This window comes from Streptomyces durmitorensis (assembly GCF_023498005.1).
Taxonomy (GTDB): domain Bacteria; phylum Actinomycetota; class Actinomycetes; order Streptomycetales; family Streptomycetaceae; genus Streptomyces; species Streptomyces durmitorensis.
This window is the reverse complement of sequence record NZ_CP097289.1, coordinates 6,201,263-6,225,967: the sequence shown is the minus strand read 5'-3', so window position 1 is coordinate 6,225,967 and position 24,705 is coordinate 6,201,263. Positions and strand designations below refer to the sequence as shown.

The 24,705-nt window shown below is 69.0% G+C and carries 20 protein-coding genes; 5 read left to right on the top strand and 15 right to left on the bottom strand.

The window, feature by feature from the left end; genetic code table 11:
* Positions 1-53: 53 nt before the first annotated feature.
* From M4V62_RS27775 to folC, 9 genes are all read right to left on the bottom strand, one after another.
* Positions 54-1,664, bottom strand: a complete 1,611-nt coding sequence (locus M4V62_RS27775; RefSeq protein WP_249589937.1) for a CYTH and CHAD domain-containing protein — start codon at positions 1,662-1,664, stop codon at positions 54-56.
* A 49-nt stretch (positions 1,665-1,713) separates the two neighbouring features.
* Entirely contained in the window at positions 1,714-2,916 is a 1,203-nt protein-coding gene (gene rodA / locus M4V62_RS27770) for a rod shape-determining protein RodA (protein WP_249589936.1), read from the bottom strand.
* Positions 2,916-5,090, bottom strand: coding sequence for a penicillin-binding protein 2 (gene mrdA / locus M4V62_RS27765; protein ID WP_249589935.1), 2,175 nt, complete (start codon positions 5,088-5,090; stop codon positions 2,916-2,918). Before mrdA ends, rodA begins: the two co-directional genes overlap by 1 nt.
* Positions 5,091-5,187: 97 nt before the next feature.
* Positions 5,188-5,859 carry a rod shape-determining protein MreD gene (gene mreD / locus M4V62_RS27760; RefSeq protein ID WP_249589934.1) on the bottom strand — a complete coding sequence of 224 codons (672 nt, stop codon included), beginning with the start codon at positions 5,857-5,859 and terminating at the stop codon, positions 5,188-5,190.
* Positions 5,860-5,872: 13 nt separating this feature from the next.
* A complete protein-coding gene (gene mreC / locus M4V62_RS27755) occupies positions 5,873-6,826 on the bottom strand; it encodes a rod shape-determining protein MreC (RefSeq protein ID WP_249589933.1) in 954 nt (317 codons plus the stop codon).
* 230 nt (positions 6,827-7,056) lie between these two features.
* Positions 7,057-8,076 (bottom strand): rod shape-determining protein, encoded by a 1,020-nt coding sequence (locus M4V62_RS27750; RefSeq protein WP_160505014.1) that lies wholly within the window; start codon positions 8,074-8,076, stop codon positions 7,057-7,059.
* Between the two features lie 324 nt (positions 8,077-8,400).
* Positions 8,401-8,814: a nucleoside-diphosphate kinase gene (ndk, locus tag M4V62_RS27745; protein WP_249589932.1), complete on the bottom strand. Its 414-nt coding sequence runs from the start codon at positions 8,812-8,814 to the stop codon at positions 8,401-8,403.
* Between the two features lie 99 nt (positions 8,815-8,913).
* On the bottom strand, positions 8,914-9,294 hold the full coding sequence (locus tag M4V62_RS27740; RefSeq protein ID WP_249589931.1) for a DUF4233 domain-containing protein: 381 nt from the start codon (positions 9,292-9,294) through the stop codon (positions 8,914-8,916).
* A gap of 5 nt (positions 9,295-9,299) precedes the next feature.
* On the bottom strand, positions 9,300-10,844 hold the full coding sequence (folC, locus tag M4V62_RS27735) for a bifunctional tetrahydrofolate synthase/dihydrofolate synthase (RefSeq protein WP_249589930.1): 1,545 nt from the start codon (positions 10,842-10,844) through the stop codon (positions 9,300-9,302).
* A 132-nt stretch (positions 10,845-10,976) separates the two neighbouring features.
* Between folC and M4V62_RS27730 the strand changes: the two genes are divergently transcribed.
* Positions 10,977-11,984: a rod shape-determining protein gene (locus tag M4V62_RS27730; RefSeq protein ID WP_249589929.1), complete on the top strand. Its 1,008-nt coding sequence runs from the start codon at positions 10,977-10,979 to the stop codon at positions 11,982-11,984.
* Positions 11,985-12,318: 334 nt separating this feature from the next.
* Here M4V62_RS27730 and M4V62_RS27725 read toward each other — a convergent pair whose 3' ends face one another.
* Positions 12,319-13,479: a sensor histidine kinase gene (locus M4V62_RS27725; protein WP_249589928.1), complete on the bottom strand. Its 1,161-nt coding sequence runs from the start codon at positions 13,477-13,479 to the stop codon at positions 12,319-12,321.
* 120 nt (positions 13,480-13,599) lie between these two features.
* On the opposite strand from M4V62_RS27725, the gene M4V62_RS27720 reads away from it, so the two are divergent.
* Positions 13,600-14,271 (top strand): hypothetical protein, encoded by a 672-nt coding sequence (locus M4V62_RS27720; protein ID WP_249589927.1) that lies wholly within the window; start codon positions 13,600-13,602, stop codon positions 14,269-14,271.
* On the opposite strand, the gene M4V62_RS27715 is transcribed toward M4V62_RS27720, so the two are convergent.
* A complete protein-coding gene (locus M4V62_RS27715) occupies positions 14,272-16,896 on the bottom strand; it encodes a valine--tRNA ligase (RefSeq protein WP_249589926.1) in 2,625 nt (874 codons plus the stop codon).
* Between the two features lie 137 nt (positions 16,897-17,033).
* Between M4V62_RS27715 and M4V62_RS27710 the strand changes: the two genes are divergently transcribed.
* The 3 genes from M4V62_RS27710 (at position 17,034) to M4V62_RS27700 (ending at position 19,965) form a co-directional block, all read left to right on the top strand.
* Entirely contained in the window at positions 17,034-17,972 is a 939-nt protein-coding gene (locus M4V62_RS27710; RefSeq protein ID WP_249589925.1) for a hypothetical protein, read from the top strand.
* A 120-nt stretch (positions 17,973-18,092) separates the two neighbouring features.
* Positions 18,093-19,079, top strand: a complete 987-nt coding sequence (locus M4V62_RS27705; RefSeq protein WP_249589924.1) for a hypothetical protein — start codon at positions 18,093-18,095, stop codon at positions 19,077-19,079.
* Between the two features lie 19 nt (positions 19,080-19,098).
* Entirely contained in the window at positions 19,099-19,965 is an 867-nt protein-coding gene (locus M4V62_RS27700; RefSeq protein ID WP_249589923.1) for a hypothetical protein, read from the top strand.
* A gap of 100 nt (positions 19,966-20,065) precedes the next feature.
* On the opposite strand, the gene clpX is transcribed toward M4V62_RS27700, so the two are convergent.
* From clpX to tig, 4 genes are all read right to left on the bottom strand, one after another.
* The gene (gene clpX, locus M4V62_RS27695) at positions 20,066-21,352 is read right to left on the bottom strand and encodes an ATP-dependent Clp protease ATP-binding subunit ClpX (protein ID WP_190080441.1); all 1,287 of its coding nucleotides are present in this window, start codon (positions 21,350-21,352) and stop codon (positions 20,066-20,068) included.
* Between the two features lie 156 nt (positions 21,353-21,508).
* A complete protein-coding gene (locus tag M4V62_RS27690) occupies positions 21,509-22,189 on the bottom strand; it encodes an ATP-dependent Clp protease proteolytic subunit (RefSeq protein ID WP_249589922.1) in 681 nt (226 codons plus the stop codon).
* A gap of 62 nt (positions 22,190-22,251) precedes the next feature.
* Positions 22,252-22,857: an ATP-dependent Clp protease proteolytic subunit gene (locus M4V62_RS27685; RefSeq protein WP_249593023.1), complete on the bottom strand. Its 606-nt coding sequence runs from the start codon at positions 22,855-22,857 to the stop codon at positions 22,252-22,254.
* A 419-nt stretch (positions 22,858-23,276) separates the two neighbouring features.
* A complete protein-coding gene (tig, locus tag M4V62_RS27680; protein ID WP_249589921.1) occupies positions 23,277-24,668 on the bottom strand; it encodes a trigger factor in 1,392 nt (463 codons plus the stop codon).
* Between the last annotated feature and the right edge of the window lie 37 nt (positions 24,669-24,705).

The window sequence follows — 24,705 nt, the reverse complement described above, 5'->3', positions numbered from 1 at the left end:
TCGGCAGGGTTCTCATGATCTGGCAGGGGTGACCATCCAGCGTACCCCGGCGGTCAGCTGCTCAATGCCGCCCTCAGTTTGGGCCGGGACGCCCGGTGCCACACCCCCGGCAGTTCGTTCTCGCGCTCGGCGGCCGTGGCCTCCTCCTGCCCGTACAGAAGTCCCCAGGTGAAGGAGGTCTCGCCCGCCGCATGGGCCTGGACCGCCAGGTTCCGCAGCGCCTCACGGGCCACGACGCTGTCCTGGTGATCGCCGAGAACCTTCTGGACGGCCTTCATCCGCTTCGCGAACCGCTTGGCGGGCTTGCCGAGCGCCGGCCTGGCCGCCTCGCCCGCGTACCGGGCACGCTTGGCGGCCTTGCGGGCACCGTGCATCGCCACATCCCTCTCCTCCCCCGGCTCCAGCGCGAGGGCGTGCTCGATGCGGGCCTCCAGGCGGGCGTAGTCCTTCCGTACGGCCTTGGGGAGGGCCTTGTCGGGGGACGCGGCGGCGGCCTTGCGCAGCGGGGGGTCGGCGAGCAGTGCGTCGACGGAGTTCAGGAGCTGCACATACCGCTGCCCTTCGAGCGCGGCGACGGTCCGGCTCCGGGCGTCACCGGCGCCCGCGACACCCCAGATCTGCAGGCGGGCCCGTACCGGACCCAGGAGCAGGGTCCCCGGCACGGCGTCGACGCGGTGCGTGAGCCGCTCGGCGAGGACCTCCTGGTCGCGGTCGACCCCGAGCTCGCCCGCGAGCCACTTCAGCTCCTCGCCGATCGGGTCGGTGACGGCACGGTCGAGGAGCTTCCTGTACGAGCGGAACGCGCTGCGCATCCGCCGGGTGGCGACCCGCATCTGGTGCACGGAGTCCGGCACGTCGCGGCGGACGTCGGGGTCGAGGGCGACGAGGGCGTCCCGCTGGGTGCGGACGTAGGCGAGGACGTGGTCGGCAGCGGTGACGGGGTCAGGTTGCACGGCGGAGTCCTTCAGCTGGATGACGATGTACTGCTCATCCGCCTTCCCCTTCTTGGCCTTGGCAGGCTTCGGCGTGCTCTCCGCGAGCCGCTGCCGGGTCTCGCTCAGCGCCGTGTCCGCCTGCGCCCTGGCCAGTTTCGACGCGGAGGAGGACCGCTGGACGCCCAGCTTCTTCAGCTTCTTCTCGATCCGGTCGAGCAGCGCGGGGTCCGCGCCGTCCGCCAGCTCCACTTCGATCTCGGCCCACTCGGAGGTGCCGCCGCCCTCCGTGAGCCGCTCGGCCCTGACCCGGTCGATGCTCAGCTCGGCAAGGAGCGCGCCCTTGGCGTCGAGGAGGTGGCGCAGGTCCCGAGCGGTCAACAGGCGCATGACGGGCACGAGTGCGGCATCGCGCACGCGGGACCGCACGAGCCCGGAAAGCTCGGGCGGCACCGCGTCCGAGAGCGGGGCCCGGATCTCGTCCCGCACGCCCTGCGCGAGGGACACCGGCAGCTTCAGGTGCCAGCCCTCGTCGTCGCCGCCCGTGCGGCGGCGCAGCGTGATCGAGTCGGAGAGCAGGAGTTGGTCGGTCGTGTCGTGATAGACGGCGTCCAGTTCGACGACGCCCTTGTCGACGACGTCGGCCACCCCGGCGACCCCGGTCAGGTCAGGCAGCGCCGCGTCCGCCTCGACGTCGTACTTACGCTCGATCTCGCGCTGTGTCTCCGCCATGAACCGAATCTAGACGCGATCCCAGGCCAAGGGCAGACCTGCAACCGGCCTATGCCGACATCGGCCGTTGCACCTTGATCGACTGGAGCAGGCCGACGGCCACCCAGACAGCGAACATCGATGACCCTCCGTACGAGACGAAGGGCAGCGGCAGACCGGCCACCGGCATGATGCCGAGCGTCATGCCGATGTTCTCGAAGGACTGGAAGGCGAACCAGGCGATGATCCCGGCCGCGACGATCGTGCCGTACAGCTCGGTCGTCTCGCGCGCGATGCGGCAGGCCCGCCAGAGCAGGATGCCGAGCAGGACAAGGATCAGGCCCGCGCCCGCGAAGCCGAGCTCCTCGCCCGCGACGGTGAACACGAAGTCCGTCTGCTGCTCGGGCACGAACTGCCCCGTGGTCTGCGAGCCCTTGAAGAGTCCGGTGCCCGACAGACCGCCGGAGCCGATCGCGATGCGCGCCTGGTTGGTGTTGTAGCCGACGCCCGCCGGGTCGAGCGCGGGGTTGGCGAAGGCCGCGAAGCGGGCAATCTGGTAGTCGTCGAGGATGCCGAGCTGCCAGACGGCGACCGCGCCTGCCGCGCCCGTGCCGAGGAGTCCGAAGACCCAGCGGTTGGAGGCGCCCGAGGCGAGGAGCACGCCGAGCACGATCATCGCCATCACCATGACCGACCCGAGGTCGGGCATGAGGAGCACGATCAGTATCGGTACGGCGGCCAGGCCGAGGGCCTGCAGGACCGTGCGCTGGTCGGGGTGGACCCGGTCGCCCGCGTCCACCCGTGCCGCGAGCAGCATCGCCATGCCCAGGATGATCGTGATCTTCACGAACTCGGAGGGCTGCAGCGAGAAGCCGCCGCCGATCACGATCCACGCGTGCGCGCCGTTGATCGTCGCGCCGAGCGGCGTGAGGACGAGCAGGACGAGGAAGACGGAGATGCCGTAGAGGATCGGCACGGCCGTGCGCAGCGTGCGGTGGCCGAGCCAGATCGTGCCCGCCATCAGGGCGATGCCGATGCCGGTGTTCAGGAGGTGCTTGAGCAGGAAGGCGTACGGATCGTCGCCGACCAGCTCGGTGCGGTTGCGCGTCGCGGAGTAGACGAGCGCGGAGCCGATCGCGGAGAGGGCGAGCGCCGCGAGCAGTATCGGCCAGTCCAGCCTGCGCACCAGCGAGTCGCGGGCGAGCAGGCGGGCGGACATCGACGAGCGCTCTGGCCCGTAGCCGGAGACGGAGAAGCCATTGTTGCCGGCCACTAGTCGCGCCTCCCGTTCGCGGGCGCGCCCGCGAGTTCCTGCTGCTCCTGCGGCGGCTTGGGGGCCTCGGGCTTGAACGGCTTGATCTTCGGGGAGTCGATCGAACCGTCGGTCTCGATCTTCGGCAGGTCCTTCTGCGGCTGGGGCAGCAGGGCCTTCTTGAGGTTCTGCTTGCCGCTGTCGTCCAGGCCGTAGATGCCGTCGTAGATCTTGCGGACGGCGGGTCCCGAAGCGCCGGAACCCGTACCGCCCTGGGAGATCGTCATCACGATCGAGTAGTCCTTGGTGTACGTCGCGAACCACGAGGTGGTCTGCTTGCCGTAGACCTCCGCCGTACCCGTCTTGGCGTGCATCGGGATCTTGTCCTGCGGCCAGCCGCCGAACCGCCAGGCGGCGGTTCCCTGGGTCGCCACGTCGGCGAGGGCACCGTCTATGTCGGTGCGCGTCTTCTCGTTCATCGGCAGCTTGCCGTGCGACTTGGGCTTGAGCTCCTGGACCTGCTTGCCGTCGGCGCTGATGATCGCCTTGCCGACGGTGGGGTCGTAGAGGGTGCCGCCGTTGGCGATCGCGGAGTAGATCGTCGCCATCTGGATCGGGGTGACGAGGGTGTCGCCCTGGCCGATGGAGTAGTTGACGGAGTCACCGGCGCGCATCTTCATGCCTTCGAGGCAGTTCTCGTACGCGATCTGCTCGACGTAGTCCCCGCCCTTCTTGCCCTGCTTGCACCAGCCGTCCTTGTTGGCCTTCCAGTAGTCCTTCTTCCACTGGCGGTCCGGGACACGTCCGGTGACCTCGTTCGGCAGGTCGATGCCGGTCTCCTTGCCGAGGCCGAACTGGTGGGCGGTCTTGTAGAACCAGTCCTTGGCGTCCTTCTTCGGCTTGTTGCCGCCGTCCTTGGCCCACTGGTCGTGCGAGAGCTTGTAGAAGACGGTGTCGCAAGAGACCTCGAGTGCCTGGCCGAGGGTGATGCTGCCGTGGCCCTGGGACTCGAAGTTCTTGAAGGTCTGGCCGCCGATGGAGTACGAGCTGGGGCAGGGGTAGCGCCCGTTGAACTCGTAGCCCGCGTTGACCGCCGCGGTCGTGGGGATGACCTTGAAGATCGAGCCGGGGGCCGCCTGGCCCTGGATGGCGCGGTTCAGGAGCGGGTAGTTGGACTTCTTGCCGGTGAGCTTCGTGTAGTCCTTGCCGGAGATGCCGCCGACCCAGGCGTTCGGGTCGTAGTTCGGGTTGGACGCCATGGAGACGATGCGTCCGGTCTTGTTCTCCATGACGACGACGGCGCCCGCGTCGGCCTTGTAGTTCTCGTTGGTGTTCTTGTCGAACTCCTGGCGGGCCTTCTTCATGGCGTCGTTCAGCCAGTACTCGGACAGGGCCTGCACGCGGGCGTCGATGCTGGTGACGACGTTCGCGCCGGGCTGGGCCGGGTCGTCCTTGGCCTTGCCGATGACGCGGCCGAGGTTGTCGACCTCGTAGCGGGTGACGCCCGCCTTGCCGCGCAGCTGCGCGTCGTAGGTCCGCTCAAGGCCGGAGCGGCCGACCATGTCGGAGCGCAGGAAGGGCGAGTCGGTGTGCTCGGCCTTGGTGATCTCCTCGTCGGTGACCGGCGAGAGGTAGCCGAGCACCTGGGCGGTGTTGGACTTGCCGGGCGCGGGATAGCGGCGTACGGCGGTGGGCTCGGCGGTGATGCCGGGGAAGTCCTCGGCGCGCTCGCGGATCTGGAGGGCCTGCTTGGGCGAGGCCTCGTCCGTGATCGGGATCGGCTGGTAGGGCGAGCCGTTCCAGCAGGGCTGCGGGGTCTTGGAGTCGCAGAGACGGACCTTGTCGGAGACGTCCTTGGCGCTCATGCCGAGGACGTCGGCGAGCTTGGCGAGGGCCGCCTTGCCGTCGTCCTTCATCTTCATCAGCTCCGTGCGGGACGCGGAGACGACGAGACGGGTCTGGTTGTCGGCGATCGGCACGCCGCGGGCGTCGAGGATCGAGCCGCGCACGGCCGGATCGACGACCTGCTGGACGTGGTTGCCCGAGGCTTCCTCGGCGTACTCCTCACCGTTGCGGATCTGGAGGTACCAGAGCCGCCCGCCGAGGGTGAGGAGGAGGGAGAGCACGAGGATCTGGATGACGATGAGACGGATCTGGACCCGTGGGGTCCGTCCGGTCTCGGGGATGTTGGTCACTGCTGTTCCTCCCCCTCTCAGAGTGTGTACGAGTGGTACGTGTACACGACCGACCTGTGTGCGCGGCCGGTCGGGTACGAGGTCAACGGCACCGCGATCACAGGCGCTTGACCCCCTTGATGCGTCCGGCGCGCGCGACGCGGGCCTTGGCCGCCTTCATCCGCAGGCCGCCGCGCTGGTTGCCGATGCGCAGCCCTGTGCCCGAGGAGAGCCAGCCGGACGAGACGTCCGTGGTCTTGTTGGCCGGAGAGTTCTCCCCCAGCGGGTCGTTCTCGGCTCTGCGGGCGAGCGCGATGATCAGCGGCACCGTGAACGGCGCGAGCAGCAGGTCGTACAGGGCGGCCGTGAAGAGGAGCCCACCCAGGCCCACGTGGCGGGCGGCGGTGTCCCCGACGAGGGCGCCCACGCCCGCGTACAGGAGGGTCGACCCGATGGCGGCGCCGACGACCACGACGAGCGGCCCGGTGGCGGACCTGAGGCGTCCGGTCTCCGGCTTGGCCAGGCCCGCGAGGTAGCCGACGACGCACAGGACCAGGGCGTACCGCCCGGCGGCGTGGTCGGCCGGCGGTGCCAGGTCCGCGAGGAGTCCGGCGCCGAAGCCGACGAGGGCGCCGCCCACGTGGCCGTAGACCAGGGCGAGGCCGAGCACCGTGAGCAGCACCAGGTCCGGGACCGCGCCCGGCAGTTGGAGCCGGGCGAGGACGCTGACCTGGATGACCAGGGCGACGACGACCAGGGTGGTGGAGAGCAGGATTCGGTTGAAGCGCATGGGTCCGGGGCTCCTACTGCTCGTTGCCGTTGTCGACGCCGTCGGCCGGGGGCTGTCCTGACGGGGTGGCCGTGACGGTCACCGTCGGGGTCGGCTTCGGCTTGGCGGGCTTCTTCGGCAGGACCGTGTCGCGCGGGTCCTCGCGGGGCGCCTCGACGACGACGCCGACGATGTCCAGCTTGGTGAAGCCGACGTACGGCTTGATGTAGATGTTGCGCGTCAGGTCGCCGCCCGAGGGGTCGACGCGGACGACCTCGCCGACGGGCACGCCCGGCACGAACGGCTTGTCGGCCTGCGAGCCGAAGGTGACCAGGCGGTCGCCCTTCTTGACCTTGGCCTTGCCGTTGAGCATCTGCACCGAGAGCGGGCGGTCGCCCTGTCCGGTGGCGAAGCCGAGCTCGTCGGTCTTCTCCATGCGGGTGCCGACGGTGAAGTCGGGGTCGTTGGCGAGCAGAACGGTCGCGGTGCCGGGGCCGACCGTGGTGACGCGGCCGACCAGACCGTCGCCGTTCAGGACGGTCATGTCGCGCTTGAGTCCGTCGTTGGCGCCGGCGTCGATGGTGACGGTCCAGGAGAAGCCCTGGGCCGCTCCTATGCCGATGACCTCGGCGCCCTTGATGCCGTACTGACCGGCACCGGCGCTCTTGAGCATGCTGTCCAGCTGTCTGATCCGACTGCGATTGCGGTCGTCGCTGCCGAGCTTCGCCTTCAACGCGGCGTTCTGCCGCGTGAGTTCGGCGATCCGGTCATGCCGGTCGCCGGAGTCCCGTACCGCGCCGATGGCGTTGCCGACCGGGTCTACGGCGGACGACACTCCGTCCTCGACCGGACCGAAGACCGTGGCGGCGGCCTGGCGGGCACCGTCGACCGGCGAGTCCTCGCCACCACGGATGTCCACCGTGATCAAAGCGAACGCGATGGCGATCAGCAGCACCAGGAGCAGCCGGCTCTCTCGTGTGTCCCTCACGTGCGGCGGCCGTGCCTTCCTCAGTTGGAAATCCTTGGAATTCTGAGCAACTGTGCGTATGTCCGAGCAAATCTACGCAATCCAATTCCACGGCGTCTGCGGGCGCCGCGGAATTGTTATGCCATGCCCGTCTTATGTGTTCTCTTCTGAGCTCTCTATATCAACGATCCGCCGCACGAGGTGACAGGCACTCGTACGGCGGACACCCTTGTCGCGGGTTCGCGCCACTCTCAGCGGCGCGGTGATGCGTCGAGCACTTGCTGGAGCGCCTCGAACTCCTCGACACACTTGCCGGAGCCGAGCGCCACGCTGTCCAGCGGGTCCTCGGCGATGTGGATCGGCATGCCCGTCTCGCGACGGAGGCGCTCGTCGAGGCCGCGCAGCAGGGCGCCGCCTCCTGTGAGAACGATGCCGCGGTCCATCACGTCACCGGAGAGTTCCGGCGGGCACTTGTCGAGGGTCGTCTTCACCGCGTCCACGATCGCGTTGACCGGCTCCTCGATGGCCTTGCGGACCTCGGCGGCGGAGATGACGACGGTCTTGGGCAGCCCGGAGACCAGGTCCCGGCCGCGGATCTCGGTGTGCTCGTCGGCGTCCATGTCGTACGCCGAACCGATGGTGATCTTGATCTGCTCGGCCGTGCGCTCGCCGAGGAGGAGGGAGTACTCCTTCTTGATGTGCTGGATGATCGCGTTGTCCAGCTCGTCGCCCGCGACACGGATCGACTGTGCCGTGACGATTCCGCCGAGCGAGATGACGGCGACCTCGGTGGTGCCACCGCCGATGTCGACCACCATGTTGCCCGTGGCCTCGTGGACCGGCAGGCCGGAACCGATGGCGGCGGCCATGGGCTCCTCGATGATGTGCACCTGGCGGGCGCCGGCCTGCGAGGAGGCCTCGATGACGGCGCGGCGCTCGACTCCGGTGATGCCGGAAGGCACACAGACGACCACGCGCGGGCGGGCGAGATAGCGCCGCTTGTGGATCTTCAGGATGAAGTAGCGGAGCATCCGCTCGGTGATCTCGAAGTCGGCGATGACGCCGTCCTTCAGCGGTCGCACGGCAACGATGTTGCCCGGCGTGCGACCGATCATCTTCTTGGCTTCGGCGCCGACAGCGAGGATGCCACCGGTGTTGGTGTTGATCGCGACGACGGACGGTTCGTTGAGAACGATCCCCCGACCCCTGACGTACACCAGCGTGTTGGCGGTCCCGAGGTCGACAGCCATGTCACGGCCGATGAACGACATGTTGTTCCCCATGAGGATGCGTCTGGCCTTCCCTGGAGCGTTTGATGGCTTTTTAGGTAGGCGAGGTGGGTGCTGTGTGGCGTGGAGGCTTCCATCGTAGTCTCGCCTGCACGAACACGGCGCTAGGGTCTTCGCCATTGTCAGCAGATGATGCGCCGCCTCGCTCTTGGAGACGTGCCATCGGAGGCACGGGTTCCCCCAATTGGGGCGCATATGCCAAGGGGCGGCCGGTTTTCTCGGCCACCCCTGGTCAGGGCGGTGCCCTGCTGACTAGGCGTCAGAAGTCTTTACGGAACTCTTTACGCGCGTCTCTGCATATGGACGTCAGACGACACCCGGGAAGAAGATCTTCAGCTCGCGCTCGGCGGACTCCTCGGAGTCCGAGGCGTGGATCAGGTTCTCCCGGACGATGGAGCCGAAGTCGCCCCGGATGGAGCCGGGCGCCGCGGCGATCGGGTCGGTCGGACCCGCGAGGGCGCGCACGCCCTCGATGACACGCTCGCCCTCGACGACGAGCGCGACGACCGGACCGGAGGACATGAAGGCGACCAGCGGCTCGTAGAAGGGCTTGCCCTTGTGCTCGCCGTAGTGCTGCTCCAGCGTCTCCTGGTCGAGCGAACGCAGCTCGAGCGCGGAGATCGTCCAGCCCGCCTTGCGCTCGATACGGCCGATGATCTCGCCGATCAGGCCACGACGGACGGTGTCGGGCTTGAGCAGGACGAGAGTGCGCTGGGTCATGTGCGGCTCCAAGCAGTTTTTCTACGAGCGTGTGGGTTGACCGGCACGATACCGGCACCCACTACACCGCGTTACCTCCGGTCCCGGGAGCCCGCCCGGCTAGGCCCCTGCCTCGGCCCCGGCCCCGGCCCCGGACTCGGCACCGGACTCGGCCTGCGCCGCGAACCTGGCCTTCGCTTCGTCGATCTTCTGGCCGAAGTGCAGCGAGGCCCACCACAGCGCGGCGAACACCGCGCCCATGAAGAACATGATCGGCACGACGAACCCGCTCGCGATGAGCGCGATCTGCAGCGCCCAGCCCAGCTGCACCCCGCCGGGCCGGGTGATCATTCCGCACAGCAGGACGCAGAACAGCATCGCGATGCCGCTGACCGTCCAGACCGTGCCCATCGACAGGTCCGGGTCCTTCATGGCGACCAGACCGGCGAAGCCGATGACGAAGAACTCGCCGATCAGCGTCGAAGCACAGAGCGTACGCACAGGAGTCAGCCCCTCCCCAGGAGCAGTCGGGCCTCGCCGACGGTGATGACGGAGCCGGTGACAAGGACGCCGCCGCCCGCGTACTCGCCCTCTTCCTCGGCGAGGGTGATCGCGGCCTCCAGCGCGTCCGGCAGGCGCGGCTCGACCTGGACGCGCTCGTCGCCGAAGACCTCGACGGCGAGCCCGGCCAGCGTGTCCGCGTCCATCGCGCGGTGGCTGGAGTTCTGCGTGATGACGACCTCGGCGAAGATCGGCTCGAAGGCTTCGAGCAGCCCCTTCATGTCCTTGCCGTCGCTCGCCGCGACCACGCCGATCAGGTTGCTGAAGTCGAAGACCTCGCTGACCGCCTCGGCGGTGGCGCGGGCACCCGCCGGATTGTGCGCGGCGTCCAGGACGACGGTCGGCGAGGTGCGCACGACCTCCAGGCGGCCCGGCGACGAGACCGAGGCGAAGGCCTTGCGGATGGTGTCGATGTCGAGCGGGCGCGCGTGCTGCGAGCCGATGCCGAAGAACGCCTCCACCGCGGCGAGCGCGACGGCGGCGTTGTGCGCTTGGTACGCGCCGTGGAGCGGCAGGAAGACTTCTTCGTACTCCCCGCCGAGACCGCGCAGGGTCAGGAGCTGGCCGCCGACCGCCACCGTGCGGGAGACGATGCCGAACTCCAGGCCCTCGCGGGCCACCGTCGCGTCGACCTCGACGGCCTTCTTCAGGAGCACCTGCGCCGCGTCCACCGGCTGCTGGGCCAGGATCACCGTGGCGTCCGGCTTGATGATGCCGGCCTTCTCGGCGGCGATCTCGCCCGGCGTATTGCCCAGGCGGTCGGTGTGGTCCAGGTCGATGGGCGTGACGACGGCGACCGAGCCGTCGATCACGTTCGTCGCGTCCCAGCTGCCGCCCATGCCGACCTCGACGACGGCGACGTCCACGGGGGCGTCCGCGAAGGCGGCGTACGCCATGCCCGTGAGCACCTCGAAGAAGGAGAGCCTGTACTCCTCCTTGGCGTCGACCATCTCCACGTACGGCTTGATGTCGTTGTACGTCTCCACGAAGCGCTCGGCCTCGATGGGGGCGCCGTCCAGGCTGATCCGCTCGGTGATCGACTGGACGTGCGGCGAGGTGTAACGCCCGGTGCGCAGCTCGAAGGCGCTGAACAGGGCCTCGATCATGCGGGCCGTGGACGTCTTGCCGTTCGTGCCGGTGATGTGGATCGAGGGGTACGCGCGCTGGGGCTCGCCCAGGATGTCCATAAGCGCGGAGATGCGGCTGACGGAGGGCTCGAGCTTCGTCTCGCCCCAGCGGCTCGCGAGCTCTGTCTCGACCTCGCGCAGCGCCTTGTCCACCTCCGGGTCGGTGGGGCGGGAGGGGATGTCGCCCTGGGGCGGGCCCGCCTGGGTACGCAGGGTGCGGCTGCCCGCCTCGATCACGGCGAGGTCGGGGTCACGGTCGGTCTCGGCTTCGACGATCTCGGCGAAACGGTCGTCGCTGTCGTCACGGCCGTCGCGGTCGTCGCGGTCGGGGTGCTCGCTGTCAGGCGGGGGGAGGTCACTCACGCACGCCAGTCTACGGACGGGGTATGACAGCCGCCGTCGGGACCTGCTCAGCCCTGGTCGGGACTTTGGTCCCGGGCGATTCGGGACCTTGGTCCCGACGATCCGGGAATTCGCCGGGCAAACTTGGCGATCATGGACATAGGCATCGACCTCGGCACAGCGAACACCCTTCTCTACGTCCGCGGTCAGGGGATCGTGCTCAACGAACCGTCCGTGGTCGCCGTCAAGGAGGGCGCGCGGACGGCTCTCGCCGTCGGCACGGAGGCCAAGGAGACGATCGGCCGTACGCCGGGCTCCATCACCGCGATCCGCCCGCTGCGGGACGGCGTGATCAGCGACTACGAAGCCGCCGAGGAGATGATCAGGCACTTCGTGCGCAAGGCGGTGCCGGGGCGCCGTCCTCGTACGCGGATGGTGGTGTGCGTGCCGAGCGGCGTCACGCCGGTCGAGCGGCGGGCCATCGTGCACGCGGCGCAGCGGGCGGGGGCCCGTGCCGTGCACCTGGTGGAGGAACCGATGGCGGCGGCGATCGGCGCGGGACTCCCGGTGGCGGAGCCGCGGGGCTCCATGGTGGTCGACATCGGCGGCGGCACGACGGAGGTGGCCGTCATCTCTCTGGGCGGTATCGTCACGGCGCAGTCGCTGCGGGTGGGCGGGGACCGCCTGGACGAGGCGATCACGAACTTCGTGCGCAAGGAGCACGGACTGCTGATCGGCGAACGGACGGCGGAGGACATCAAGGTCGCGATCGGCTCGGCGTGGCCCGTGCCGGGGGACGAGGCGCTGGAGTCCCGGACGTTCACCGTGCGGGGGCGGGAGAAGGTGCGGGGGCTTCCGAAGACGGTGGAGCTGACGGTGCCGGAGGTGCGGGCCGCTCTCGACGAGCCGGTGGAGGCGGTGATCGCCGCGGTGCGGACGACGCTGGAGGAGTGCCCGCCGGAGCTTTCGGGGGACGTCATGGAGCACGGCATCGTGCTGACGGGCGGGGGCGCGCTCCTGCCGGCCCTGGACCTGCGGATGGCTTCGGCTACCGGGATTCCGGTGTTCGTGGCCGATGATCCGCTGGACAGTGTGGCGATGGGGTGCGGGAAGTGCGTGGAGGACTTCGACGGGTTGGAGCGGGTGATGTCCGCGGCGTAGGCCTGCGGCGGGCGGTGCGGTGCCTGTCTGTCTGTCTGTCTGTCTGTCTGTCTGTCTGTCTGTCTGTCTGTCTGTCTGTCTGTCTGTCTGGGGGCGGGGCCGCGCCGGTATGTCCGTCCTCGCTATCGTCCGGTGACCGCGGGGCTGCTTCGCTGCCGGAGCGCCGCGAACCGTGCTCCGGGCAGACATACCGGCACGTCCCCTCACGAGCACTCCCGACTGCGGCGAATCGCTGGCCGCTGCGGGGCAATCGGGTGGGTGGGCGGGAAAGGCTTGTTCGGTCGGGTGCTGCCGGGGGCAGTAGACGCAGCGCACGCCCCGCCGCAGGCGGCCCTCAGGCCACGTCCCCCGCCGGAAGCGTCGCAAGGACCTCGTAAGCCCCGCGCAGCGGCCCCGCCGAGAAGCTCCCGCCCACCGTGTGAACCCGCTCAGCCATACCGGCGGTACCCGTGCCCGCGGAGACGGGCGACGAGGCCGGAGCAGCGGCGGACAGGGCGTTGCGTACGGTCACGCGCAGGTGGCCGGCGACGACCTCCACCCGCACATCCACCCGCTCCCCCGGCGCATGCTTCGCCGCATTCGTCAGACACTCCTGCACCACCCGGTGCACCGCCGCCTGCCGGATGGGCGACAGGCGGTAGGCCGACCCGTCGATCAGGAGGTCGACCGGAGTGCCTGCCCGCTCGCTGCGCTCCGCGAGTTCGGGGAGCGCGTCCAGGCCCGGCGTCGGGGCGCCGTCCACGCCCCGCCGCACGATGATCTCGTTCAGCATCCGGTGCGCCGACCGCGCCGTCTCGGAGAGCTCCTCGAAACCCTCCTCGAAGGCCCCGCCCGTCGCCCGGCGCGCAAGCACCTGCGAGCGCACGCTCAACAGCGTCAGCTCACGGCCGACGAAGTCGTGCACGTCCCGTGCGATACGGGACCGCTCCTGCTGCACCGCGTGCAACGCGTCCGTCTCCGCCCGCTGCGCCTGCAGCGCACGGACCAGGTCCTGCCGGTTGGCCGCGACCCCGACCCCCGCCGCCAGCACCCCGATCGGCACGACCAGGCTGAGGAAGGAGCTCAAGGTGTCCCCGCGGTGCACCGGCCAGCCGGGCAGGGTGAACATCACGTACGCGAAAGCCACGTAGCCGATCACGCCGACCGTGCCGGCGAGACGGCCGCGATACCTGCCGAGGGAGTACAGCGCGAACTGGGCCAGGGTCAGCTCGTGCAGCCAGCCGATGAGCGCGAGGGCCACCGCGTACGTCACCCAGGGCGCGGTCCTGCGCAGCAGCAGGGACGCCGCGCCGCAGGCCAGGACCAGGGCCGCGAGCGGGCCGTTGAGGGAGTTGTCGGCCTCGGCCAGGCCGGGGATGTCCAGGCTCATCAGGGCCAGGCAGCTCAGTGCCGTGAGAGCGTCCTGCACCCGGGGCGCGCGTACCCAGCGCCCGGCGAGGCGACGGCCCGCAGCCGTCGCCTGGCGGAACGCCTCGGCGGCGGGCAGGTCGTGCATGCCTTCCATCATCCAAGGTCTTTCTGCCCGAATCATCAGACTTATGACCTTTATTTCGTGAAGTGTGACACGTCGGCGTGGCGGTCCCCCAAAGGCCGTCTCCGGGGGTCAAATCAGACCATGTGGTATGCCCAGAACCCCGGCCGACGGACCCGCCAGCTCCTCGGCGACGGCGCGGTCCTGCTCTGGACCGCGCTGTGGACCGCCGCGGCCGTCGTCGCCTACCGGCTGGCCTGTCTGCTCACCCGCCCCGCACCGGAAGCCCCCGCCCCGTCGTCCCTCGGCGCCCCCTCCCGCCTGCCCCTGGTCGGTGATCGCGTCGACTCCGCGCTGCGGGCCGCCGCGGACGCCGCCGGAGCCGGGGACCCGGTGACCGTCCGCGCGGCGGTGATCGTGGGCGCCGTCGTCGTCTTCCTCGTACCCGTGGGCCTCGTCCTCAGCAGCTGGCTCCCCCGGCGCCTGCGCTGGATCCGGCAGGCAGCCGCCGCCCAGGAGCTCGCCGCGAGCGACGACGGCCGCGAACTGCTCGCCCTGCGCGCCCTGCTGAGGCCGCTGGACGAGGTCGCACGGACCGCGTACGAACTCCCCGACGCCACCGCGGGCAGCCTCGCCGAGGGCTGGCGCGGCGGCGACCCCGACATCCTCGACGCGCTCGCCGAGGCGGAGCTGGTGCGCCTCGGGCTGCACATCCCCGAGCGGGTCCTGCTCATCCCCGGGCAGGAGACGGGACCCGAACACGGGACAGGGCCCATGGAACCGGCTGGTTCCATGGGCCCCGTCACCACCGCCTGACTAGGCCTGCGGCAGGCCGTCCAGCTGGGCCTGCAGCCGGCTGATGTCGGCGTCCGCCTTGGTGAGGCGGCCGCGGATCTTGTCGACCACGTTGTCCGGCGCCTTGGCCAGGAACGCTTCGTTGCCGAGCTTCGCCGTGGCCTGCGCCTTCTCCTTCTCGGCCGCCGCGAGGTCCTTGGCGAGGCGCTTGCGCTCCGCCGCGACGTCGATCGTGCCGGACAGGTCGAGCGCGACCGTGGCGCCCGAGACCGGCAGCGTGGCGGTGGCCGCGAAGCCCTCGCCCTCCGGCTGGAGGCGCAGGAGCTGACGGATGGCGCCCTCGTGCTTGGCCAGCGTCGTGCCGTCGAGGGACAGCCGGGCCGGGACCTTCTGGCCCGGCTGCAGGCCCTGGTCGGCGCGGAAGCGGCGGACCTCGGTGATGACCTGCTGGAGGGTCTCGATCTCCTGCTCGGCCGCGGCGTCACGGAAGCCGCTGTCGGAGGGCCACTCGGCGATCACGAGGGACTCGCGGCCGGTGAGGGTCGTCCAGAGCGTCTCCGTCACGAACGGGACGATCGGGTGCAGCAGGCGCAGCGTCACGTCGAGGACCTCGCCCAGGACGCGGCCCGAGACCTTCGCCGCGTCGCCGCCGCCCATGAAGGTCGTCTTGGACAGCTCGACGTACCAGTCGAAGACCTCGTCCCACGCGAAGTGGAAGAGGGCGTCCGACAGCTTGGCGAACTGGTAGTCGTCGTAGAGCGCGTCGACCTCGGCGACCGTCGCGTTCAGCCGGGACAGGATCCAGCGGTCCGTCGCCGACAGCTGCTCGGCGGGCGGCAGTTCGCCCTCGATCGTGGCGCCGTTCATCAGCGCGAAGCGCGTGGCGTTCCAGATCTTGTTGGCGAAGTTCCGCGAGCCCTGGACCCAGTCCTCGCCGATCGGCACGTCGACGCCGGGGTTGGCGCCGCGGGCCAGCGTGAAGCGGACGGCGTCCGAGCCGTACTTGTCCATCCAGTCGAGCGGGTTGACCGCGTTGCCGAAGGACTTCGACATCTTCTTGCCGAACTGGTCGCGGACCATGCCGTGCAGCACGATCGTGTGGAACGGCGGGGTGCCGTCCATCGCGTACAGGCCGAACATCATCATCCGGGCGACCCAGAAGAAGAGGATGTCGTAGCCGGTGACCAGGACGGAGTTCGGATAGAACTTCGCGAGGCTGTCGGTCTCCTCGGGCCAGCCGAGCGTGGAGAACGGCCACAGGCCGGACGAGAACCACGTGTCGAGGACGTCGCTGTCCTGGGTCCAGCCCTCACCGGTGGGCGCCTCGTCGTCGGGCCCGACGCAGACGACCTCGCCGCTCGGGCCGTACCAGACCGGAATCCGGTGGCCCCACCACAGCTGACGCGAGATGCACCAGTCGTGGAGGTTGTCGACCCAGTCGAAGTAGCGCTTCTCCATCTCCTGCGGGTGGATCGCGACCTTGCCGTCGCGGACCGCGTCACCGGCGGCCTTCGCGAGCGGGGCGACCTTGACCCACCACTGCATCGACAGGCGCGGCTCGATGGTGGTCTTGCAGCGCGAGCAGTGGCCGACCGAGTGCGAGTACGGGCGCTTCTCGGCGACGATGCGGCCCTCGGCGCGCAGGGCGCCGACGATGGCGGAGCGGGCCTCCAGGCGGTCGAGGCCCTGGAAGGGACCAGGGACCGTGATGACCGCGTGCTCGTCCATGACCGCGATGTTCGGCAGGTCGTGACGCTGGCCGATCTCGAAGTCGTTCGGGTCGTGCGCCGGGGTCACCTTGACGCAGCCCGTGCCGAACTCGGGGTCGACGTGCTCGTCCGCGACGACCGGGATCGAGCGGTCGGTCAGCGGCAGCTTGATCAGCTTGCCGACGAGGTGCTTGTACCGCTCGTCGTCCGGGTGGACGGCGATGGCGGTGTCACCGAGCATCGTCTCGGCGCGGGTGGTCGCGACGACGACGGTCTCGTCACCGTCGCCGTACTTCAGGGAGACGAGCTCGCCGTCGTCGTCCTGGTACTCGACCTCGATGTCCGAGATGGCCGTCAGACAGCGCGGGCACCAGTTGATGATGCGCTCGGCGCGGTAGATCAGCTCGTCGTCGTAGAGCCTCTTGAAGATGGTCTGGACGGACTGGGAGAGGCCCTCGTCCATGGTGAACCGCTCACGGTCCCAGTCGACGCCGTCACCGAGGCGGCGCATCTGCCCGGAGATCTGCCCGCCGGACTCGCCCTTCCACTTCCAGACGCGCTCGATGAACTCCTCGCGCCCCAGGTCGTGGCGGGACTTGCCCTCCTTGGCGAGCTCACGCTCCACGACGTTCTGCGTGGCGATGCCGGCGTGGTCCATGCCCGGCTGCCACAGCGTCTCGAAGCCCTGCATGCGCTTGCGGCGGGTGAGGGCGTCGATGAGCGTGTGCTCGAAGGCGTGGCCCAGGTGCAGGGATCCCGTGACGTTCGGCGGCGGGATGACGACGGTGTACGGGGGCTTCTCGCTCGCCGCGTCGGCGGAGAAGTAGCCGCGTTCTACCCAGCGCTCGTACAGCGTCCCCTCTACCTCGGCCGGCGCGTACTGGGTCGGCAGTTCGGTGGTGGGCGCTGGATTCTGCTGCTGAGTGTTCTCGGTCACCGGGCCAGTTTAGAGGTGTCACAGACCCGTCCCGAAACCGGATTCTTGAGTAACGGTTGCGGCCTGCAGCCACACGGGGCCTCTGCCTTCGTACAGGATGTCGGGAACACATAAGCGTTCGGAGGGGAACCCACGCAATGAGCTACAACCAGCCTGGCCCGTACGGCGGGCAGCAGCCCCAGCAGCCCGGTCCTTACGGGCAGCAGCCTGGCCAGCCTGGACCCTACGGCCAGCAGCCGCAGGCACCCCAGCCCGGCTACGGCTACCCCCAGCAGGCCCCGCAGGGAGTTCCCCCGCAGCAGGGCGGCTACAGCCAGCCGCAGCAGCCGGGTCCCTACGACCAGAACCAGCAGGGCCCGTACGGGCAGGTCCCGCCGCCCCCGCCCGCGGGTGGCGGCAGCGGCAAGAAGACCGGCCTCATCATCGGCGCCGTCGTCGCGCTCGTCGCGATCGGCGGCGGCATCTGGTGGTTCACGGCGGGCAAGGACGACAGCTCGTCGGCGGGCAACTCCGCGGTGGCGGACGACGGCCCGCACAAGCTGGTGACGCCCGAGACGGTCCTCTCCGAGTACAAGAAGCAGGCCTCGACCGGCGACGGCTTCAACGACGACGACATGGAGAGGGCCGAGAAGGACGGCGTCAAGAACGGCAAGCCCGTCGACGCCGAGTACCAGTCCGGCGACAAGAGCAACCCGCTGGCCCAGAAGATGATCAAGTTCATGGGTGTCTACGGCGAGATCGACAACCCGTCCAAGGTCGTCGACGGGATGTTCGACAAGATGAAGGAGGAGTCGAAGAAGGAGGACGCCTCCACCTCCACCGGCAAGCTGATCGGCAGCCCGAAGAGCTTCGACGCCGATGGCGCGGTGCTCAAGTGCCAGGAGACGGAGATCAAGGGTGGCGGCTCCGGACCCAAGTCGATCCGCATGCCCGTCTGCATCTGGGGCGACAACAGCACGCTCGGCATCGTGATCCCGGTCGACATGGCGAGCGCCATGACCGGCAAGGGCGCCTCGCTCGAGGACGCCGCGGACACAACGACGAAGCTCCGCAAGGAAGTCCGCGTCAAGGCCTGATTTCTCGCCTGATGTCCTGAAGGCGTCACCTCGCGCACAGCAGCCCCGGTCGATTCGGCCGGGGCTGCTTCCGTCAGGATGTCGACATCACATAAGCGCACTCACGGGGGAACCCACGTCATGAGTTACAACCAGCCAGGCCCGTACGGCGGCCAGCAGCCCCAGCAGCCCGGCCCGTACGGCCAGCAGCCGGGCCCCTACGGCCAGCAGCCGCAGGCACCCCAGCCCGGCTACGGCTACCCCCAGCAGGCGCCGCAGGGAGTCCCGCCGCAGCAGCCGTACGGCCAGCCCCAGCAGCCGGGCCCGTACGGCCAGCAGCCGCAGGCCCCCTACGGGCAGGTCCCGCCGCCGCCCCCGCAGGGCGGCGGCAAGAAGACCGGCATCATCATCGCCACCGTGGTCGCGGTCGCCGCGGTCGCCGTCGGCGGGTACTTCGTCTTCGCGGGCGGTGACGACAAGGACGGCGGCAAGAAGGGCGGCTCCTCGTCCGTTGCCGGTGGCGACACCGGGATCGAGGACGACGGCCCGCACAAGCTGATCACGCCGGCCACGGTCCTCACCGAGTACAAGAAGGGCGAGGAGGGGGCCGCCGAGAGCGGCATGACCTCCAGTGACGTCAGGGAAGCCGAGAAGCACGGCGTCAAGAACGCCAAGGATGTCACGGCGCAGTACCAGGCGGGCGACGAGGACAACCCGCTGTCGCAGAAGATCCTGCAGTTCAACGGCGTCTACGGCGACATCGCGGACCCGGAGAAGGTCGTCGACGCGATGTTCGGCGAGGCGGAGAAGAACGCCCAGGAAGGCAGCGGAAGCGGCGGCCAGAAGATGACGCTGGTCGGCAGCCCCAAGTCGTACAGCCCCGCGGGGCTCGAAGGCGCGCTCCTGAAGTGCCAGGAGATGAAGGTCGACCTCGGCACGTCGTCGGCCGGCAGCAGCCAGGGCCCCAGCGAGATGTCGATGGCCACCTGCATCTGGGGTGACAAGAGCACGCTCGGCATCGTGATCACCACGGACGTGGCGAACGCGATGTCCGGCAAGAGCGCCGACCTCGACGAGGCCGCCGAGAAGACGGCCAAGTTCCGCAAGGAAGTCCGCGTCAAGCTCTGACACCGAGGGGAGCCACGTAATGAGCTACCACCAGCCGGGCCCGTACGGCGGCCAGCCGCAGCAGCAGCCGGGGCCCTACGGCCAGCAGGGGCCCTACGGCGGCCCCCAGCAGCCTCCGGTGCCGCAGCCCGGCTACGGCTACCCCCAGCAGCCCCAGGGCCCTTACGGGCAGGTTCCGCCGCCTCCGCCTCCGCAGGGCGGCGGCGGGAAGAAGGCCGGCATCGTCGTCGGCGCCGTGGTCGCGGTCGCCGCGGTCGGTGCCGGCGTCTGGTGGTTCACCGCGGGGAAGGACGGCGGGTCCATCGCCGACGACGGCAAGACGTACAAGCTGACGGCGCCCGCGTCCGTCCTCGGCGGCGAGTACAAGAAGGACGACTCGTCCGCCGGCGGCGGTGGCGGCATGTCGTCGAGCGACCTCAAGGACCTGGAGAAGCAGGGCGTCAGCAACCCTCAGGACGTCTTCGCCGCCTACAACCGCGGCGAGGGCTCGACCATGAGGTCCCTCAACTACTCCGGTGTGTACGGGGAGATCGACGACCCGGAGAAGGTCGTCGACGCCATGTTCGCCGAGATGAAGAAGAACTCGAAGACGCCCGGCGGCATGAAACTCATCGGCAGCCCCGAGGAGTTCACTCCGGACGGCTTCGAGAACGGCGTCATGAAGTGCCAGGCGGCCGAGTTCAGGATGGGCGCGGTCGGTCCGGACGACGAAGGTGTCCCGAACAGCTTCAAGACGCCGATGTGCGTCTGGGGCGACCACAGCACGGTCGCGTACGCCGCGTACTCCGACGTCGCCGCCACCGCGAGCGGCGACGACATCGCGCTTGAGGACGTCGCAAGCCTGGTGACCAACCTGCGCGACGACGTCCGCGTCGAGGTCAAGTAGGCCAAGTAGGCCAAGTAGGCGACGGGACAAGGTCGTTCAACGCGAAGGGGCGCCCGGCGATCACTCGCCGGGCGCCCCTTTCACGTAGACCTGGAGACGGCTACGCCGACTTCATCTCCCCGGACCCCGGACCCCGCGCGTCGCGCGGCACCAGCGTCGGGTTCACATTCGAGTGGACGACGTCCGCCGTGATGACGACCCGGGCCACGTCCTTGCGGGACGGAACCTCGTACATCACCGACTGGAGGACCTCCTCCATGATGGCCCGCAGACCACGCGCGCCGGTCTGGCGCAGGATCGCCTGGTCGGCGATGGCCTCCAGGGCCTCGCGCTCGAAGTCCAGCTCCACGCCGTCCAGTTCGAACAGGCGCTGGTACTGCTTCACGAGTGCGTTGCGCGGCTCCACCAGGATCTGGAGCAGTGCCTCGCGGTCCAGGTTGTGGACCGAGGTGATCACGGGGAGGCGGCCGATGAACTCCGGGATCATCCCGAACTTCACCAGGTCCTCCGGCATGATGTCCTCGAACCGGTCCTTCTCCTGCAGCTCGCGCTTGGAGTGGATCGTGGCGCCGAAGCCGATGCCCTTCGCGCCCGCCCGCGACTCGATGATCTTCTCGAGGCCGGCAAAGGCGCCACCCACGATGAAGAGCACGTTCGTCGTGTCGATCTGGATGAACTCCTGGTGCGGATGCTTGCGGCCGCCCTGCGGGGGGACCGAGGCCGTCGTGCCTTCCAGGATCTTGAGCAGGGCCTGCTGGACACCCTCGCCCGAGACATCGCGCGTGATCGACGGGTTCTCGCTCTTGCGGGCGACCTTGTCGATCTCGTCGATGTAGATGATGCCCGTCTCGGCCTTCTTGACGTCGTAGTCAGCGGCCTGGATGAGCTTCAGGAGGATGTTCTCGACGTCCTCGCCGACATAGCCCGCCTCCGTGAGCGCCGTCGCGTCCGCGATGGCGAACGGGACGTTCAGCATGCGCGCGAGCGTCTGCGCGAGCAGCGTCTTGCCGGAGCCGGTCGGGCCGAGCAGCAGGATGTTGGACTTGGCGAGTTCGATCGCGTCGTCACGGCCCTGCGCGCCGCCGGTCTCACCGGCCTGGACCCGCTTGTAGTGGTTGTAGACCGCTACCGAGAGGGCTTTCTTCGCGGGCTCCTGGCCCACGACATACCCCTCGAGGAATTCGTAGATCTCGCGAGGCTTGGGGAGTTCCTCCCACCGCACCTCGCTCGTCTCCGCGAGCTCTTCCTCGATGATCTCGTTGCAGAGGTCGATGCACTCATCGCAGATGTACACACCGGGACCTGCGATGAGCTTCTTGACCTGCTTCTGACTCTTCCCGCAGAACGAGCACTTGAGCAGATCGCCGCCGTCACCGATGCGTGCCACGAGGTGCTTCCCCTTCGCCTGGGAGACGCCACGTTCAGCGACTCCTGGTGCCTCATATCCGACGGTACCTTGCCTGGCCCCCCGTTCGGGCCCCCCTTGGCACGGTTCACTTTGACGTGAACCGTGCCAAGGAACGGCAGATGCTACAGCGCTGCGTCAGACGACCGAGGCGTTGTTCATCTTCCGAGTGGAGATGATCTGGTCGACCAGGCCGTACGCCAGCGCGTCCTCGGCAGTGAGGATCTTGTCGCGCTCGATGTCGTCGCGGATCTTCTCGATCGGCGTCGTGGAGTGCTTGGCCAGCATCTCCTCCAGCTGCGCACGCATCCGGAGGATCTCGTTCGCGGCGATCTCCAGGTCGGAGACCTGACCGCGGCCCGTCTCGCTGTAGGGCTGGTGGATCAGGACGCGCGCGTTCGGGAGCGCCATGCGCTTGCCCGGCGTACCGGCCGCGAGGAGCACGGCTGCGGCGGACGCGGCCTGCCCCATGCAGACGGTCGAGACGTCCGGCTTCACGAACTGCATCGTGTCGTAGATGGCCGTGAGCGCCGTGAAGGAGCCGCCGGGGCTGTTGATGTAGATCGAGATGTCACGGTCCGGGTCCATCGACTCCAGGCACAGGAGCTGCGCCATGACGTCGTTGGCGGACGCGTCGTCGATCTGCACGCCGAGGAAGATCACGCGCTCCTCGAACAGCTTCGCGTACGGGTCGTACTCGCGCACGCCCTGCGAGGTGCGCTCGACGAAGCGCGGGATGACGTAGCGGGATTCGGCCGTGGGGCCGGTGTACTCGGCCTGAGCGCGCTCGTAGAGGCCGCTGCCGGGGTAGTTCTTCATCTCTGTAGGTCTCCTGAGGAGCGTGGGCTGAGGTCGGCTTCGGGAGGGCTGAGCGGTGAGGCTCAGGCTCCGGTGCCGCCGCCGCCCGGCATGCTGGCCGCGTTGGGCATGATGTCGTCGATGAGGCCGTACTCCTTGGCCTCCAGCGGGTCGAACCAGCGGTCGCGGTCCGAGTCGCGGGTGACCTGCTCGACGGTCTGGCCCGTGTGGAACGCGGTGAGGTCCGCCATCTTCTTCTTCGTGAGGAGAAGGCGCTCGGCGTGGATCTTGATGTCCGACGCGGAGCCCGCGAGTCCGGCAGAAGGCTGGTGGATCAGGATCTCGGCGTTCGGCAGCGCGAAGCGCTTGCCGGGCGTACCGGCGCTGAGCAGGAACTGGCCCATCGAGGCCGCCATGCCCATCGCGATCGTCACCACGTCGTTCTGGATGTACTGCATGGTGTCGTAGATCGCCATGCCGGCCGTGATGGATCCACCAGGGCTGTTGATGTAAAGGAAAATGTCCTTGTCCGGCTCAGCGGCAAGGAGCAGCAGCTGCGCCGTGATCTTGTTGGCGATGTCGTCGTCCACGGCCTGGCCGAGGAAGATGATCCGCTCGCCGAGCAGCCGGTTGTAGACCTGGTCGCCGAGGCCACCACCGATGGAGGGGTCGCCGGCGGCGGAGGGCATCAGATTCGTCACGTATCCACCTGCTCGTCTTACGACGGCGCCGGGCCGTCTCACGTCTTCTTCTGAGGCTTGGGACCCCGCGTGCTCGCCGCTCCGGGACGGCTTCGGGGACTCCCCTGCCCTCGTATTCATGGACCCTAACGCGCGGACCCCTTCGGGGAATCCCGCAGAGTTCACTGTTCGCTGTGAGCGCAGGTTCTGGCGGGGGCGCCTTACAGGGCTGCCGGGGCGCCCCGTCAGGGGCGCGGGGAACTGCGCGGCCCGCCCCCGACAGGCCGCACCCGCCGTGGGAGCGCCCGTGGCAGCCGCGCCTGCGGCTTGTGGGGGTTGCTCACGCAGTTCCCCGCGCCCCTAAAGCAGTGGGCCCCAGGGACGTCACGTCCCTGGGGCCCACTGTGCGTTCAGTGAAGCGAGGCTGCTCAGGCCTCGGTCTTCTCCTCGGCGGGCTCCGAGGCCTCGACCTCGACCTCGGCCTGCTCACCCTCGGCGGCAGCCTCGTCCTCGTCGTCGAGGTCCACGACCTCGCCGTTCGTGTCCTTGACCGTCGCGGCCTCCACGACGACCGCGAGGGCCTTGCCGCGGGCGACCTCGCCGACCAGCATCGGGACCTGGCCGCCTTCGACGACGGCCTGGGCGAACTGGTCGGGGGACATGCCGGAGGACTGCGCGCGACGCATGAGGTGCTCGGTGAGCTCCTCCTGGTTCACGTTCAGCTTCTCCTTGTTGACGAGCTCGTCCAGGACGAACTGCGTCTTGATGCCCTTCTCGGCCTGCTCCTTGGTCTCGGCGTCGAACTCTTCCTCGGTCTTGCCCTGGATCTCCAGGTACTTCGCGAGGTCGAGGCCCATCTGGCCGAGCTGGTGGTTCACCAGGTTGTGCTTGCGGGTCTCGATCTCGTCCGCGAGGAGCTTCTCGGGGACGGGGACCTCGACCAGCTCGAGCAGCTTCTCCAGGACACGCTCCTGGGCCTGCGTCGCCTGGTCGTACTGCTTCATGTTCTCGAGGCGCTTGCGGCTGTCCGCCTTGACCTCGTCCAGGGTGTCGAACTCCGACGCGAGCTGCGCGAAGTCGTCGTCCAGGGCGGGCAGTTCACGGGCGGCGACCTGGGTGACCTTGACGGTCACCTCGGACTCCTTGCCCGCGGCGGAGCCGCCCTTGAGCTCGGAGGTGAAGGTGGCCTCGCCACCGGCCTCCAGGCCCTTGACGGCCTCGTCGATGCCCTCGAGGAGCTCGCCGGAGCCGATCGTGTAGGAGACGCCGGACGCGACGCCGTCCTCCAGGACCTCGCCGTCGACCTTGGCCTCCAGGTCGATCGTCACGACGTCGCCGTCCTCGGCGGCACGCTCGACCGGCGAGGTGGACGCGAAGCGCTCACGGAGCTCCTCGACGGCCTTCTCGACGTCCTCATCGCTGACCTCGACCGCGTCCACCTCGACCTCGATGCCGGAGTAGTCCGGGATCTCGATCGCGGGACGGATGTCGACCTCAGCGGTGAAGTTGAGGGTCTCGTTGTCCTTCAGCTCGGTGATGTCCACCTCGGGCTGGCCCAGGACGTTGAGCTCGGCCTCGTTCACGGCCTCGGTGTAGAACTTCGGGAGCGCGTCGTTGACGGCCTCTTCGAGGACGGCGCCGCGGCCGAACCGCTGGTCGATGACTCGGGCCGGGATCTTGCCCTTGCGGAAGCCCTTCACCGTGACCTGCTGGTTGATCTTCTTGTAGGCCGCGTCGAGGCTGTCCTTGAGCTCCTCGAAGGGCACCTCAACAGTGAGCCGAACCCGGGTCGGGTTCAGGGTCTCCACGGCGCTCTTCACGGTTCGGTCTCCTTGGGGCTGACTTCTTGGGATTGAG

Bases quoted from the DNA above. Each gene is read 5' to 3' on its own strand.
- M4V62_RS27720 (WP_249589927.1), top strand. From the start codon at position 13,600: ATGTGGTATGCCCAGAACCCCGGCCGACGGACCCGCCAGCTCCTCGGC.
- ndk (WP_249589932.1), bottom strand. From the start codon at position 8,814: ATGACCCAGCGCACTCTCGTCCTGCTCAAGCCCGACACCGTCCGTCGT.
- M4V62_RS27750 (WP_160505014.1), bottom strand. From the start codon at position 8,076: ATGTCGTTCATCGGCCGTGACATGGCTGTCGACCTCGGGACCGCCAAC.
- M4V62_RS27775 (WP_249589937.1), bottom strand. From the start codon at position 1,664: ATGGCGGAGACACAGCGCGAGATCGAGCGTAAGTACGACGTCGAGGCG.
- M4V62_RS27690 (WP_249589922.1), bottom strand. From the start codon at position 22,189: ATGAAGAACTACCCCGGCAGCGGCCTCTACGAGCGCGCTCAGGCCGAG.
- M4V62_RS27705 (WP_249589924.1), top strand. From the start codon at position 18,093: ATGAGTTACAACCAGCCAGGCCCGTACGGCGGCCAGCAGCCCCAGCAG.
- M4V62_RS27730 (WP_249589929.1), top strand. From the start codon at position 10,977: ATGGACATAGGCATCGACCTCGGCACAGCGAACACCCTTCTCTACGTC.
- M4V62_RS27710 (WP_249589925.1), top strand. From the start codon at position 17,034: ATGAGCTACAACCAGCCTGGCCCGTACGGCGGGCAGCAGCCCCAGCAG.
- M4V62_RS27685 (WP_249593023.1), bottom strand. From the start codon at position 22,857: ATGCCCTCCGCCGCCGGCGACCCCTCCATCGGTGGTGGCCTCGGCGAC.
- M4V62_RS27725 (WP_249589928.1), bottom strand. From the start codon at position 13,479: ATGCACGACCTGCCCGCCGCCGAGGCGTTCCGCCAGGCGACGGCTGCG.
- mreD (WP_249589934.1), bottom strand. From the start codon at position 5,859: ATGCGCTTCAACCGAATCCTGCTCTCCACCACCCTGGTCGTCGTCGCC.
- M4V62_RS27700 (WP_249589923.1), top strand. From the start codon at position 19,099: ATGAGCTACCACCAGCCGGGCCCGTACGGCGGCCAGCCGCAGCAGCAG.